Consider the following 12,972-nt stretch of genomic DNA (forward strand, 5'->3'; position numbering starts at 1 on the left):
GGCAAGGGAAGGCTGGCAGATTGAACGGCAATAGACTGGAAGGCATGCAGGCGAAGATATTCCCGGAGGCTCGAGACTGATGGGGGGCTATATCCTTCGCCGCCTGCTCCTGATGATCCCGACGATCATTGGCATCATGGCGATTTCCTTCATCGTCGTTCAATTCGCCCCCGGCGGCCCCGTTGAGCAGGTGATCTCCCAGTTGACGGGCCAGGCCGACAGCGCCGACCAGCGCCTCGGCGGCGGTGGCGACGCGGGCCAGCAATTCGACGATGCCGGTTCGAAATATCGCGGCGCTCAGGGCCTCGATCCGGAACTGATCGCCAAGCTCGAAAAGCAATTCGGCTTCGACAAGCCGCCGCTGACCCGCTTTGGCGAGATGATGTGGAATTACATCCGCTTCGATTTCGGCGAGAGCTTCTTCCGCAACACCTCCGTGCTCGACCTCATCAAGGAGAAGCTGCCGGTCTCGATCTCGCTCGGCATCTGGATCCTGATTTTTTCCTACGCCATCTCCATTCCGCTCGGCATCCGCAAGGCAGTCAGGGACGGCTCCTCTTTCGATGTCTGGACCTCCGGCGTCATTGTCGTCGGTTATGCCGTGCCGAGTTTCCTCTTCGGCATCCTGCTGATCGTGCTGTTCGCCGGCGGCTCCTTCTATGACTGGTTTCCGCTGCGCGGCCTGATCTCGGATAATTTCGACCAGCTTGCCTGGTGGCAGAAGCCGCTCGATTATTTCTGGCATCTCACGCTGCCGCTGATCTCGCTGTCGCTGGCATCCTTCGCCACGACGACGCTTCTGACCAAGAATTCCTTCATCGACGAGATCAAGAAGCAATATGTCATCACCGCGCGTGCCAAGGGCCTGAACGAGCGCCAGGTGCTCTACGGCCATGTCTTCCGCAATGCCATGTTGATCGTCATCGCAAGCTTTCCGGCCGCCTTCATCTCCGCCTTCTTCACCGGTTCGCTGCTGATCGAGAACATCTTCTCGCTCGATGGTCTCGGCCGCCTCGGCTACCTCTCGGTCGTCAACCGAGACTATCCGATCGTCTTTGCAACGCTCTATATTTTCTCGCTGCTCGGCCTCTTCGTCGGCCTGATCTCGGACCTGATCTATACCTGGATCGATCCGCGCATCGACTTCGAGCGGAGGGATGTCTGATGGACGTCGCTGCAAACCCCACAACATCGCCCGTTCGCCCGCCCCGCAAGGGTCTGCTGTCGCCGACCAACGTCCGCCGCTGGCGGAACTTCAAGGCCAACAGGCGCGGTTACTGGTCGCTCTGGCTGTTCCTCGTCCTCTTCGTGCTCAGCCTGTTTGCCGAGTTCATCGCCAACGACAAGCCGATCATCGCCTCCTACAAGGGCGAGATCCTTTTCCCTGTCGTCATCGATTATCCCGAGGAGAAGTTCGGCGGCTTCCTCGCCGAGACGGACTACCGCTCCTCCGTCATCTCGGACGAGATCGATGCCAACGGCTGGATGATCTGGCCGCCGATCCGCTATTCCTATCAATCGGTCAATTCCAATATCCCGCATTCGGCCCCAACCGCGCCCTTCTGGCTGATGTCGGCGGAGGAGCGTTGCTCGGCCTATCCGCAAGGCATCAACGATCCCGGCTGCAGGCTCGGTAATCTCAACTGGCTCGGCACGGATGACCAGGCGCGCGACGTTCTGGCCCGGGTCATCTACGGCTTCCGCATTTCCGTGCTCTTCGGCCTGGTGCTCACCATCTGCTCGGCTGTCATCGGTGTTACGGCCGGAGCCGTCCAGGGCTATTTCGGCGGCTGGACGGACCTGTTTTTCCAGCGTTTCATCGAGATCTGGTCCTCGATGCCGGTGCTCTACATCCTGCTGATCATTGCCGCCATCCTGCCGCCGGGCTTCTTCGTGCTGCTCGGCATCATGCTGCTCTTCTCCTGGGTGGGCTTCGTCGGCGTCGTGCGCGCCGAGTTTCTGCGTGCCCGCAATTTCGAATATGTCCGGGCCGCCCGCGCGCTCGGCGTCAACAACCGCACCATCATGTGGCGGCACATGCTGCCGAATGCGATGGTGGCGACGCTGACCTTCCTGCCCTTCATCCTCTCCGGCTCGATCACCACGCTGACCTCGCTCGACTTCCTGGGCTTCGGCATGCCGCCGGGCTCCCCGTCGCTCGGCGAACTGATCGCCCAGGGCAAGGCCAATCTCCAGGCGCCGTGGCTCGGGCTGACGGCCTTCTTCACCATGTCGATCATGCTCTCGCTGCTGATCTTCATCGGCGAGGCGGTGCGCGATGCCTTTGATCCGAGAAAGACGTTCCAATGAGTGAAGCGCTGCTCTCCGTCCGCGACCTCTCGGTCGCCTTCCATCAGGGCGGCGAAACCTCGCTTGCCGTCGACCGCATCTCCTTCGATATCGGGACGGGCGAGGTTGTCGCGCTGGTCGGCGAATCCGGGTCCGGCAAGTCGGTGTCGGCAAACTCCATCCTGCGGCTTCTGCCCTATCCCTCGGCAAGTCATCCGGGCGGCGAGATCTTCTTCAAGGGCAAGGATCTGCTGAAGGCGCCCGACCGCGAACTGCGCGCGGTTCGCGGTAACGACATCACCATGATCTTCCAGGAGCCGATGACATCGCTCAATCCGCTCCATACGATCGAAAAGCAGATTGCCGAAATCCTGGACCTGCATCAGGGCCTGACCGGGGAGGCGGCGCGCACCCGCGTGCTGGAGTTGTTGAACCAGGTTGGCATACGCGAGCCGGAAAAACGGCTGAAGGCCTATCCGCATGAACTCTCGGGCGGCCAGCGCCAGCGTGTCATGATCGCCATGGCGCTCGCCAACCGGCCGGAACTGCTGATCGCCGACGAGCCGACCACGGCACTCGACGTCACCGTCCAGGCGCAGATCCTCGAACTCCTGCGCAAGCTGAAGGGCGAGCACGGCATGTCCATGCTCTTCATCACCCACGACCTCGGCATCGTGCGCAAATTCGCCGACCGCGTCTGCGTCATGACCAAGGGCAGGATCGTCGAGACCGGCACGGTGGAAGAGGTCTTCACCGATCCGAAGCATGACTACACGCGCCATTTGCTCGCCTCCGAACCGCGCGGCGAACCGCCGGTGACCGACCCCTCCAAACCGGTCGTCATGGAAGGCAGTGACATCAAGGTCTGGTTCCCGATCAAGGCCGGCTTCATGCGCAAGGTCGTCGATCACGTGAAGGCGGTCGATGGCATCGATTTGACGCTGCGCGCCGGGCAGACGCTCGGCGTCGTCGGCGAATCCGGCTCCGGCAAGACCACGCTTGGCCTGGCGCTGACGCGCCTTATCTCCTCGAAGGGCCGCATCTCCTTCGTCGGGAAAGATATAGCAAGCTATTCATTCACGGAGATGCGGCCGCTGCGCAACCAGCTTCAGGTCGTCTTCCAGGATCCCTACGGCTCGCTGAGCCCGCGCATGTCGGTCGGGGATATCGTCGCCGAAGGCCTGAAGGTGCATGAGCGCTCTCTCTCCGCTGACGAGCGCGATCAGCGCGTCTGCTGGGCATTGGAGGAGGTCGGCCTCGATCCGCTCACCCGCTGGCGTTTTCCGCACGAATTCTCAGGCGGCCAGCGCCAGCGCATCGCCATTGCTCGCGCCATGGTCTTGAAGCCGCGCTTCGTCATGCTCGATGAACCGACATCGGCGCTCGATATGAGCGTGCAGGCACAGGTGGTGGACTTGCTGCGCGATCTGCAGAAGAAGCATGATCTCGCCTATCTCTTCATCAGCCACGACCTGAAGGTGGTCAAGGCGCTGGCCAATGATGTCATCGTCATGCGTTTCGGCAAGGTCGTAGAGCAGGGGCCGTCATCGGAGATTTTCCGCGCGCCGAAGGATGATTATACCAAGGCGCTGATGGCAGCCGCCTTCAATATCGAGGCGGTGCCGACACCAGCAGTTCAGCAATAAAACCGCCAGCCGTAAAGAAGATCATGTCATCAAGACCTCCCGTTCTAGTCGACCTCAAATTCGATCCAGAAACCACCGCCCGCATCCTGAAGACCGCCTTTGCCGACCGCGGCAGCATCAATGCCGCCGATCCCGCCAGCAAGGGGCTCGACCTGACAGGCGTGGACTATGCGCTGCTCTGGAAGCCGGATGCGGATATTTTTCAGCGCGCGCCGAACCTGAAGGTGCTCTTTTCCGGTGGTGCCGGGGTCGACAGCATCCTGTCCATTCCCGATCTGCCCGATCTTCCAATCGTCCGTTTCGTCGATCGCAGCCTGACGACGCGCATGAGCGAATGGGTGGTCATGCAATGCCTCATGCATCTGCGCCTGCAGCGCGCGCATGACCGGGACCAGCGCGACCGCGTCTGGGGCAAGCTCGTCCCACCGGAAGCCGCCGAAATCACCGTCGGTGTCATGGGCCTCGGCATTCTCGGCCAGGATGCTGCCGCCAAGCTGCGCGTCATGGGTTTCGATGTGATCGGCTGGTCGCGCTCGAAGAAGCAAGTGGACGGCATCGAAACATTCGGCGGTTCGGAACTCGATACGTTCCTGTCGAAGACCGATATCGTCGTCGGCCTGCTGCCGCTGACGCCTGACACCACGGGTCTCTACGACAAGGCCTTCTTCGCCAAGCTTCGCCAGGGCGGCGCGCTCGGCAAGCCGGTCTTCATCAATGCGGGTCGCGGCAGGAGCCAGATCCAGGCCGATATCGTCGCCTCGATTGAAAGCGGCGTGCTCGGCGGTGCCTCGCTCGATGTCTTCGAGGTCGAACCGCTGCCGGCGGATGATCCGCTCTGGCATCTGGAAAACGTCTTCATCACGCCGCATGACGCCGCGACTTCGGAAGAGAATGCACTTTTCCGTCATGTCGAGAGCCAGATAGCCCGCTTCGAACGCGGCGAGCCGCTGCAGTTCGTCGTCGATCGCACAACGGGATATTGACCTCTCTCGGAACCATCCTCCATCGCTTCTCGTTTCTTTCCAGAAGCGCCGCAGGCTTGGCTTGTGGTTTACCGGAAGGAGACGATCATGGCGCATATGGGAACGCGTTGGGGAAAGTCCGATCAGAAGCTTCATGAAGAAAACCGGATTTCGTCGCTTAAGGCCAGGCAGGGCCGCATGGGCTACCGCATTCTGACTGTGCTGATTGCCGCGCTGGTCCTGGCTTTCCTTGTCTGGATCCCAGTCGAGATCTGGGGTCAGAAGGAAGCCGATGACGTTGCCCCGCAGCAGCCCGGCCAGGAGTTGCAGTCTCAGGTTCCGGAGGCTCCGCCGCAGAACGCCGGCCCGGCACCGGCCCAGCCAGCACCCACACGATAACGTGCGGATGTCAGGCATTTAAACCACGTCCCGCAGCCATTCCCGCTGCGGGACGTTGCCTGTTGTTTTTTCTGGACTTTGCCGATCTATTTTTCGATAAGAAGGCGCACGAGCCGGTTTCGTGCGCCGGCTGCAAGACGGCCGCACCTGACCGGATTGACGGACAGGCAGGAGCTTCATGGCCAGGACCGATATCGCAAGGCGCGTCTATAATCATACCTGGAAACTCGATCCGATCGTCCGCAGTCTGATCGATACGGATTTCTACAAGCTCCTGATGCTGCAGATGATCTGGAAGCTCTATCCTGATGTCGACGCCTCCTTCACCCTCATCAACCGCACCAAACGCGTGCGCCTCGCAGAGCAGATCGACGAGGGCGAACTGCGCGAGCAGCTCGATCATGCGCGCACGCTGAGGCTCGCCAAGAAGGAGATGATCTGGCTGGCCGGTAACAGCTTCTATGGCCGCGCCCAGATCTTTGAGCCGGAATTCCTGGCCTGGCTCTCCAATTTCCAGCTGCCGGAATACGAGCTTTCCAAGAAGGACGGGCAATATGTGCTCGATTTCCATGGGTCGTGGAAGGAAACGACCATGTGGGAAATCCCGGCCCTCGCCATCATCAACGAGATGCGCTCGCGCGCAGCCATGAAGACGATGGGGCCTTTCACGCTCGATGTTCTCTATGCCCGCGCCAAGGCCAAGATGTGGGCCAAGGTGGAGAAACTGCGTGAGCTGCCGGGCCTGCGCATTTCCGATTTCGGCACCCGCCGCCGCCACAGCTTCCTCTGGCAGCGCTGGTGCGTGGAAGCGCTGAAGGAAGGCATCGGCCCAGCCTTTACTGGCACCAGCAATGTATTGCTGGCTATGGATTCCGATCTCGAAGCCGTCGGCACCAATGCCCACGAGCTGCCGATGGTCGCCGCAGCTCTCGCGGAAACCGACGAGCAGCTCAAGAACGCGCCCTACAAGGTGCTGCGCGACTGGAACAAGCTTTATGGCGGCAACCTCTTGATCGTGCTGCCGGACGCCTTCGGAACCGCCGCCTTCCTGCGCGACGCGCCGGAATGGGTGGCCGACTGGACCGGCTTCCGCCCGGACAGCGCCCCGCCGGTCGAAGGCGGCGAAAAGATCATCGACTGGTGGAAGAAGATGGGCCGCGACCCGCGCCAGAAGCTCCTGATCTTCTCCGATGGTCTCGATGTCGATGCGATCATCGATACCTACAAGCATTTCGAAGGCCGTGTGCGCATGAGCTTCGGCTGGGGCACGAACCTGACGAATGACTTCGCCGGCTGCGCGCCGAACGACAGTTCCGATTTCCTGCCGATTTCCATCGTCTGCAAGGTGAGCGACGCCAATGGCCGCCCGGCGGTCAAGCTCTCGGACAACCCCCAGAAGGCGACCGGCGAACCGGCCGAGGTCGAGCGCTATCTGAAATTCTTCGGCACCGAGGACCGCACTGATCAGGCCGTGCTGGTCTAAAACTGCGATCCCTTTTGACGGCTGGACTGGCGCCTGTAGCCCCTCATCCGGATCTTGGAGCCATCTGACCGGTTCTAGGGTGAGGTACGCAGCGCCGGCCAATGCTGGCGCGGCTCCTCGGTGACGGGCTTTCCGCCACGGCGTTTCGGCTTGTCGACGAGACTGTCATCAGGCGGCAGAGCGACACCGAGCTTCCCGGCGAGCGAGCGGGCATCGGCCGGCGCGCGTACCTTCACGTCATTGTCGAAATAGACATAGACATCGCGGCCTTTTGCCGAGCGTTTCAGCGGCGGCTTGATACGGTTGGCGTCGCCGGGCTCGATCCCGTGCGTCCAGGCATTGATGCGCCCGGCCCAGCGATCGAGCGCCTCGCCGCTGTAGCCGCTGACGTAAAGCTGCTCCGATCCATGCAGGCGGCAATAGACGAAATCCGCCGTCACATCCATCAGCAGCGGCCATTCCACGGTATCGGCGACCACCAGCCCGACCTTGTGCCTGCGCAGCAGTTCGATGAATTCGAGTGCGCAGAAACTGTCGTGGCGGATTTCCAGCGCATGGCGCATCGGCAGCACCCTCTCGCTCTTCGTCCAGGCTCGGCCGTCGAGCCGTTCGTCATGCCGCTTCGCCATATCGGCCGCAGCATCCGTATCCCTCGGCAGCATCGCCAGGAAGTTGTCGAAGAGCTCGGCATTGAATGTCTGGTTCGGCGGAAATTGCCAAAGGATTGGCCCGAGCTTCGGCCCTAAACGCAGCACGCCCGAAGCCAGGAAATTGGCAAGCGGCGTCTCGACGTCGCGCAGGCGCTTCAGATGGGTGATGTAGCGCGAGCCCTTGACCGAGAAAACGAAACCGTCGGGTGTGTCGTCGCGCCAGCTGGCGAAAGCATCCGGCTTCTGCAGCCCGTAAAATGTGCCGTTGATCTCGATGGAGGGAAATTGCCGCGAGGCATAGGCAAGCTCGCTCTTCCTAGCCAATCCCCTAGGGTAGAAGACGCCGCGCCAGGGCACATAGGTCCATCCCGATATGCCGATGCGGATCGTGCCTGTTTTTGCCATGGAAAGGGAACTGTGCCGGCGCGCTCTTGTTCCCGAATGCAATAAGGCGCCGCCCTGGCGGCAGCGCCTCGCATCGGGCAAGCTCAGCCGGTCGGCTTCAGCGAGCTGATGATAGCGATCAGCTCGTCGTCATGGGCATCCTGCTTGCCCTTGGTGCCCCAGTAGGTGATCAGGAGCAGCTTGCCTTCGCTTGGCGAAAGCACGGCGACGCCGATATTGACCGGCCCTTCCTTGTCGCTGCCGTCCCAGTCGAAGGTTTTCATCGTCATGCCGTTGATTTCGGCTTCGGACTCCTTCTGGGTCTTCTCCTCGATGCTGACGCCATTCTTCTGCAGGAAGGCGAAGGCCTCGTCGATGATCTTGTCGCTCGTCGCTTCATCGGCAACGTCGATCGAAAGATAGATCGCCGAATCCTCGGACTGGGCATCGATGCCGGTCTCCGTTTCCTTCGGCCCCCAGCTGTCGGGAATGGTTACGCTCGCGACAGGATCGTCGCTCGGAAATTCCAGCGTTTCCGCCTGGGCCATCACAGGCAGGAATGCCGCAAAGGCTGCGGCAATGATGAGCTTCTTCATGGTAGGTCCCCGCATGGTCGCGTCCCGACGGGCAGCAGCCCTTGCCGCCCCTCTCGCTCCGGATCGCGCCACATCGGATCGTTACCGGCTTTTGCTTTGCCAAGCCTTACCAGGAGCCGGGACAAGCGCATGCCGTCGTGATCCATTTTTGGTGTCTTCGGGAAATGGCGGGCAGCGAGCTGCCAAATGTGCGTTGAGCCAAAGGAGATGCCCGCCGCATCGGAGTGACTTCTTCCTCTCAACTATCCGCCTCTACAGATACGCCTGGATACGTCAGGATCTGGAGAGAAACCGTGGAAGTCACCCCGAGAATTCTGCTGAACATCAGGCAAGTCACAGAGGCGACCGGCATCAGCCGCGCCAGCATTTACCGGCAGGTCAAGGCCGGCCAGCTTCCCTTCGTCAAGGTCGGTTCCCGCACGCTGTTCCGCCCTCAGGATCTGCAGAGCTTCGTGGATCGGAGCGTTCGGGCCTCGGCCTTGTCCCGGCAGCCCGCCGAAGAAGCCTGCGAGCCCGAGCCTCTGTGATCGCGCGATAGCCCCCAGCCTTCCTGCTCAATACGGAAAATCTCATGTACCGGATGCCTGAATACGCGTCGCCGAAGACCGGCGACACTGATGATATCGCGCGTTTGCGGCGTGACGTGTCGCTGTCTTCGACCATCACGCAATACGGCTACAAGCTCGGCCGGAATGGACGGGAGTTCGAAACCTGCTGCCCGTTCCATGCCGAAGACACGCCGTCGTTCAAGGTTTTCATAGCACGCGATGGAGTGGAACGTTTCCATTGCTTCGGCTGCGGTAAGCAAGGCGATGTCCTTGATTTCGTGCGGGAGATGAAGGGCGTCGATATGCCCGAAACAATCCGCATCCTCGGCGGCATCGGCAGCCGGCCGGCCGCCCGGCCGGGGCCGGACAAGGCGCCGGATGCCTATGAGGGCATAACGGCCCTGCCGCCGCCGGCGGATCTGCTGGTGCCCGGCCGGCCTGTCAGGCTCTACAATCCCAAGCGCAGGGGCGGGCGCTCCGAATGGGGCTCCTTTGCGCCGTCGATGGTGTTTCCCTATCGCAACGCTGACGGTTCGCTCCTTGGCTACGTGCTGCGCCATGATCTCGCCGATGGGGCTAAGGAAACGCCGATGGTCATGTTCGCCCGCCTGCCCGACGGGACGCAAACATGGTGCCGCCTGCCGTTCGCCAAGCCGCGGCCGCTCTATGGTTTGCAGGATATCGGCGAGAAAGAAGTGATCATTGTCGAGGGCGAGAAGTGCCGCGACAGGCTCAGCATGGCGAGCGAGCGGGCGGTCGTTTCCTGGGCGGGCGGCACGCAGGGCGTCAGGCACACCGACTGGTCGCCGCTCTCGGGCCGCGACGTGCTGATATGGCCGGATTTCGATCGCCCGGCATGGCTGCAGCGCATGAAATCGCGCTGCAGCTGACGCGCCTCGGGGCTCGCATCCGGCTTGTCGGTCTTGCCGATGTCGGTGTCGCAAGCGAACTCGAATGCTATCGCGTCGACGACTGGCGCGCCGGCCTTTTTCCCGGCCGCGGCTGGGACTGCGCCGATGCGCTCGATGACGGATGGACGCCGGCCGAGATCGACGCCTTCATGCAGGCCACGGTGCGCCCCTTCGCGCCCGCGGGTGCTGACGACGAAAAACCTGTAACGGTCGAGAGTAAGGGCCGCGTATCGCACCGCAAACCAGTCGTCCGTGACCTGCCCCCACCGACCACGGAGGGAGACGAACGGCCGACGCTGCTCTTCCATGAAGCCGACCTTTCGGAAGCGGTAACGACTGCCTGCCGCCTGGCCATCGATGCCGGCGCGCCGCTCTATGCCCGCGACACGGCCCTGTTTCACGCCGTCCGCATCGCGGGGAAGGAAAAGACGGTGCTGGTCCCCGTCGATGAGCATGCGCTGATCGTAATACTGACGAAATACATACGCTGGCTGAAACCCGACGCGCGAAGGACACTCGGCTACAACGCCGTGTCCTGCCCGGCACTGGTCGCGAGATCCGTCATTGCGCGGCACGGGGAATGGCCTTTCCCGCAGATCACGGCGGTCGCATCCCTGCCGACGATGCGCAGCGATGGCACCGTCATCGACACCAAGGGCTTCGACCGGCAATCCGGCATACTCTTCGAATCGGACAAGACATGGCCCCAAATCCCCGAATGCCCCGACAGGGCGCAAGCCATGACAGCGCTGGAAAACATCAGGAAGCTTGTCGCGAGCTTCCCCTTCGTGAGCGGCATCGATGAATCGGCAGCCCTCGCCATGATCCTGACGGCGATCGTCCGCCCCAGCCTGAAAACCGCCCCGCTGTTCGGGGTCAATGCGACGGCGCCCGGCACGGGCAAATCCAAGCTGGTGGACGTTGCCGCCATTCTCGCGACCGGCCGGCTCGCTGCGGTCAACTCCTATGCGGGCGACGACAACGAGCTGCGCAAGGTCCTCGAGTCCAGGCTGTTGCAGGGCGACAGTTTCATCGCTCTCGACAACCTGTCGGTGGCGCTTCGCTCCGATCATCTTTGTCAGGTTCTGTCCCAGGAGGAAGTCAGTATCCGTCCCCTCGGCAAGACGCTTGCGGTTGACTCGGCAACGGCGGTCATGCTCTGCGCCACGGGCAACGGGCTGCGCTTTGCCGGCGACCTGACGCGGCGCGTCGTCCTGATCAACCTCGATGCCGGCGTCGAGCGGCCGGAAGAGCGCGTCTTTGCAAGCGACGTCATCGAGGATACGCGCCGCCAGCGGGTGGAGATCGTCACATCGGCCCTGACCGTCCTGCGGGCCTTCGTCGCCAGTGAGGCCGCCAAGGTCTCGCCGGCGCTCGGTTCCTTCGAGCACTGGTCGAACCTCGTCCGCTCCGCGCTCGTCTGGCTCGGCCTGCCCGACCCGCTCGGCAACGCTGCCAGGATCCGCGACAACGACCCGGAGAAGGAAAGAACGTCGGCAATCATCGCGGCCCTGCCGGCCGGCAAACCCTGGGCCGCGGCCGATATTGCCAGGATGGTGGACGAAGGCGCCTTCGACCCTGTTGGTAACCGCCGGCATGAAGCGCTGGTCGAGGCGCTTGGCGATTTCATCGAGCGCGGCAGGCTGAATACGACGCGGTTCAGCGGTTTCCTGCGCAAGAACTGCGGGCGGATTGTCGACGGACAAATGATCGTCGGTGCTGGAAAGAACCGCGCCAATGCGGTCCTTTGGAAAGTCCAAAGTGCGGGCCAAAGTTGAGGCAAAGACGCTGCCTACGCGACGAGGCTAAGTTGCACCGGTGCTTTCGTCGAAGTGGATGTTCTTCGCGGCAGTCAACCAATGTCCCCGCCCTAATGAGGGACTTTCAAGTACCTCTCTGCATAGGATGCATAGGATGCATAGGATTTTTTATACGTCGTGTGGGAAATGTCAGATGGTGACATGACAGGCATTGAATCTGACAATTCCCATGGAGCGCTGAAAACTGCCCCTGCATCCTATGCATCCTATGCATCCTATGCAGCCAGCGAAGATTATCTACTTCGACAGCCAGCTTTCGAAATAATGACGGACAGCCGCACCCGCGCCGAAATGATCGGTCGTATCCAGTCTCGCAACCGCGCCGCGCACGACGTCAGCCATGACGGCTGCAGGCACGATGCCGGACTTGCCCAGGGATTGAAACAGTTCCTCCACCAGGATGATCGTCCCGATCGCTTCGTCCTCAGCCTTGAAATTCGTCATTGCTGGTCTCCCCGGTTGTGTTGCTGGCAATGAAGTGGCTGTTCATCGAAAGTCCGGAACATCTTGGTGACTTCACGACAGACTCGCAAGAGCTTGGTCTATTGAGACTTGCGGTGCACGGAATTTATGGCACTTTGCTCCAATTTCGGGCGAGGGAAGGTGATGATGGGTTGGGTGTCCCAAGTTGATTGGGCGGTGGTAGTTGCAACGTTCGTTGGCCCTATTGCGGCAGTGGCGATAACGCTCTGGTATCAAGAACGGTCAGCCTGGAAGAGCAGCAGACGCAGCTTATTTGTTTCCATGATGCGGACCCGTAGAAATCCCACAAATGCAGAGTTCGTGGGCGCGCTGAACCTTGTTCCGGTTTACTTCTATTCCGAGAACGCGGTCATGCAGCGCTACAAGGAACTCATGGCCATTTTTGATGACACGATGTGGCTTCAAGCAGAGGCCCGTGCGCGGTTGGGCGAGAAAGCGGATCTTCATGTCGCTTATCTTCTATCGGAAATGTCAAAGGCAGTAGGAACCCCTGTCGAGCAGCTGCAAATTCTTCGCGGTGCCTACGCCCCGCAAGGATGGCTGGATGAGGAGCAGGCGCAAAAGCGTTTGAGAGAGTCCCTTACCGCCATAGCCACGGGCAATGCCGTGTTACCAGTTGCTGTCATACCGCCGCCTCAGTCGCTGATCCAAACCGAAGCTGCCGCAACGCCGGAAGACATTAAATAAACGCCTAGTGGCGGCACCCTCATTTTAAAAAAGATTGGGTCTAATCAAGGGTAGGGGGAATCGCGCGGACACTGACACATAGATGGCCTCTGAGACACGGGTCCGTTCCCGCAG

General features: G+C 61.3%; 13 protein-coding genes. 10 read left to right on the plus strand and 3 right to left on the minus strand.

Going from position 1 to position 12,972, the window contains the following annotated elements; genetic code table 11:
* Positions 1-79: 79 nt before the first annotated feature.
* From FHT87_RS09075 to pncB, 6 genes are all read left to right on the plus strand, one after another.
* Positions 80-1,165, plus strand: coding sequence for a microcin C ABC transporter permease YejB (locus FHT87_RS09075; protein WP_183801241.1), 1,086 nt, complete (start codon positions 80-82; stop codon positions 1,163-1,165).
* On the plus strand, positions 1,165-2,310 hold the full coding sequence (locus tag FHT87_RS09080; RefSeq protein ID WP_183801244.1) for an ABC transporter permease: 1,146 nt from the start codon (positions 1,165-1,167) through the stop codon (positions 2,308-2,310). Before FHT87_RS09075 ends, FHT87_RS09080 begins: the two co-directional genes overlap by 1 nt.
* Positions 2,307-3,935, plus strand: a complete 1,629-nt coding sequence (locus tag FHT87_RS09085; RefSeq protein ID WP_183801245.1) for an ABC transporter ATP-binding protein — start codon at positions 2,307-2,309, stop codon at positions 3,933-3,935. The genes FHT87_RS09080 and FHT87_RS09085 overlap by 4 nt, the downstream gene beginning before the upstream one ends.
* Positions 3,936-3,958: 23 nt before the next feature.
* Positions 3,959-4,918 (plus strand): glyoxylate/hydroxypyruvate reductase A, encoded by a 960-nt coding sequence (locus FHT87_RS09090; protein WP_183801248.1) that lies wholly within the window; start codon positions 3,959-3,961, stop codon positions 4,916-4,918.
* Positions 4,919-5,005: 87 nt separating this feature from the next.
* Positions 5,006-5,296, plus strand: a complete 291-nt coding sequence (locus FHT87_RS09095; RefSeq protein ID WP_183727577.1) for a hypothetical protein — start codon at positions 5,006-5,008, stop codon at positions 5,294-5,296.
* 178 nt (positions 5,297-5,474) lie between these two features.
* Positions 5,475-6,779: a nicotinate phosphoribosyltransferase gene (pncB, locus tag FHT87_RS09100; protein WP_183801251.1), complete on the plus strand. Its 1,305-nt coding sequence runs from the start codon at positions 5,475-5,477 to the stop codon at positions 6,777-6,779.
* 74 nt (positions 6,780-6,853) lie between these two features.
* On the opposite strand, the gene FHT87_RS09105 is transcribed toward pncB, so the two are convergent.
* On the minus strand, positions 6,854-7,834 hold the full coding sequence (locus tag FHT87_RS09105; RefSeq protein ID WP_183801254.1) for a DUF72 domain-containing protein: 981 nt from the start codon (positions 7,832-7,834) through the stop codon (positions 6,854-6,856).
* 83 nt (positions 7,835-7,917) lie between these two features.
* A complete protein-coding gene (locus FHT87_RS09110; RefSeq protein WP_183801258.1) occupies positions 7,918-8,409 on the minus strand; it encodes a histidine kinase in 492 nt (163 codons plus the stop codon).
* Between the two features lie 293 nt (positions 8,410-8,702).
* Here FHT87_RS09110 and FHT87_RS09115 point away from each other — a divergent pair, with 293 nt between their 5' ends.
* Genes FHT87_RS09115 through FHT87_RS09125 form a run of 3 tightly spaced genes read left to right on the plus strand, consistent with a single transcriptional unit; the run spans position 8,703 to position 11,646 of the window.
* Positions 8,703-8,936 (plus strand): helix-turn-helix domain-containing protein, encoded by a 234-nt coding sequence (locus tag FHT87_RS09115; RefSeq protein WP_183801261.1) that lies wholly within the window; start codon positions 8,703-8,705, stop codon positions 8,934-8,936.
* A 44-nt stretch (positions 8,937-8,980) separates the two neighbouring features.
* Complete coding sequence (locus tag FHT87_RS09120; RefSeq protein WP_183801263.1) at positions 8,981-9,847, plus strand: CHC2 zinc finger domain-containing protein; 867 nt, start codon at positions 8,981-8,983, stop codon at positions 9,845-9,847.
* A complete protein-coding gene (locus FHT87_RS09125; RefSeq protein ID WP_183801266.1) occupies positions 9,814-11,646 on the plus strand; it encodes a hypothetical protein in 1,833 nt (610 codons plus the stop codon). Before FHT87_RS09120 ends, FHT87_RS09125 begins: the two co-directional genes overlap by 34 nt.
* Positions 11,647-11,925: 279 nt before the next feature.
* Here FHT87_RS09125 and FHT87_RS09130 read toward each other — a convergent pair whose 3' ends face one another.
* Positions 11,926-12,132 carry a hypothetical protein gene (locus tag FHT87_RS09130; RefSeq protein WP_183801269.1) on the minus strand — a complete coding sequence of 69 codons (207 nt, stop codon included), beginning with the start codon at positions 12,130-12,132 and terminating at the stop codon, positions 11,926-11,928.
* A gap of 162 nt (positions 12,133-12,294) precedes the next feature.
* On the opposite strand from FHT87_RS09130, the gene FHT87_RS09135 reads away from it, so the two are divergent.
* Positions 12,295-12,858 (plus strand): DUF6680 family protein, encoded by a 564-nt coding sequence (locus tag FHT87_RS09135; RefSeq protein ID WP_183801272.1) that lies wholly within the window; start codon positions 12,295-12,297, stop codon positions 12,856-12,858.
* The last annotated feature ends 114 nt before the right edge of the window (positions 12,859-12,972 follow it).

The sequence above is a fragment of the Rhizobium sp. BK316 genome (genome assembly GCF_014193695.1).
Taxonomy (GTDB): domain Bacteria; phylum Pseudomonadota; class Alphaproteobacteria; order Rhizobiales; family Rhizobiaceae; genus Rhizobium.

What these genes read in the sequence shown, in the direction of transcription:
- FHT87_RS09075 (WP_183801241.1), top strand. Translation starts at nt 80, where the DNA reads ATGGGGGGCTATATCCTTCGCCGCCTGCTCCTGATGATCCCGACGATC.
- FHT87_RS09080 (WP_183801244.1), top strand. Translation starts at nt 1,165, where the DNA reads ATGGACGTCGCTGCAAACCCCACAACATCGCCCGTTCGCCCGCCCCGC.
- FHT87_RS09085 (WP_183801245.1), top strand. Translation starts at nt 2,307, where the DNA reads ATGAGTGAAGCGCTGCTCTCCGTCCGCGACCTCTCGGTCGCCTTCCAT.
- FHT87_RS09090 (WP_183801248.1), top strand. Translation starts at nt 3,959, where the DNA reads ATGTCATCAAGACCTCCCGTTCTAGTCGACCTCAAATTCGATCCAGAA.
- FHT87_RS09095 (WP_183727577.1), top strand. Translation starts at nt 5,006, where the DNA reads ATGGCGCATATGGGAACGCGTTGGGGAAAGTCCGATCAGAAGCTTCAT.
- pncB (WP_183801251.1), top strand. Translation starts at nt 5,475, where the DNA reads ATGGCCAGGACCGATATCGCAAGGCGCGTCTATAATCATACCTGGAAA.
- FHT87_RS09105 (WP_183801254.1), bottom strand. Translation starts at nt 7,834, where the DNA reads ATGGCAAAAACAGGCACGATCCGCATCGGCATATCGGGATGGACCTAT.
- FHT87_RS09110 (WP_183801258.1), bottom strand. Translation starts at nt 8,409, where the DNA reads ATGAAGAAGCTCATCATTGCCGCAGCCTTTGCGGCATTCCTGCCTGTG.
- FHT87_RS09120 (WP_183801263.1), top strand. Translation starts at nt 8,981, where the DNA reads ATGTACCGGATGCCTGAATACGCGTCGCCGAAGACCGGCGACACTGAT.
- FHT87_RS09125 (WP_183801266.1), top strand. Translation starts at nt 9,814, where the DNA reads ATGGCTGCAGCGCATGAAATCGCGCTGCAGCTGACGCGCCTCGGGGCT.
- FHT87_RS09130 (WP_183801269.1), bottom strand. Translation starts at nt 12,132, where the DNA reads ATGACGAATTTCAAGGCTGAGGACGAAGCGATCGGGACGATCATCCTG.
- FHT87_RS09135 (WP_183801272.1), top strand. Translation starts at nt 12,295, where the DNA reads ATGATGGGTTGGGTGTCCCAAGTTGATTGGGCGGTGGTAGTTGCAACG.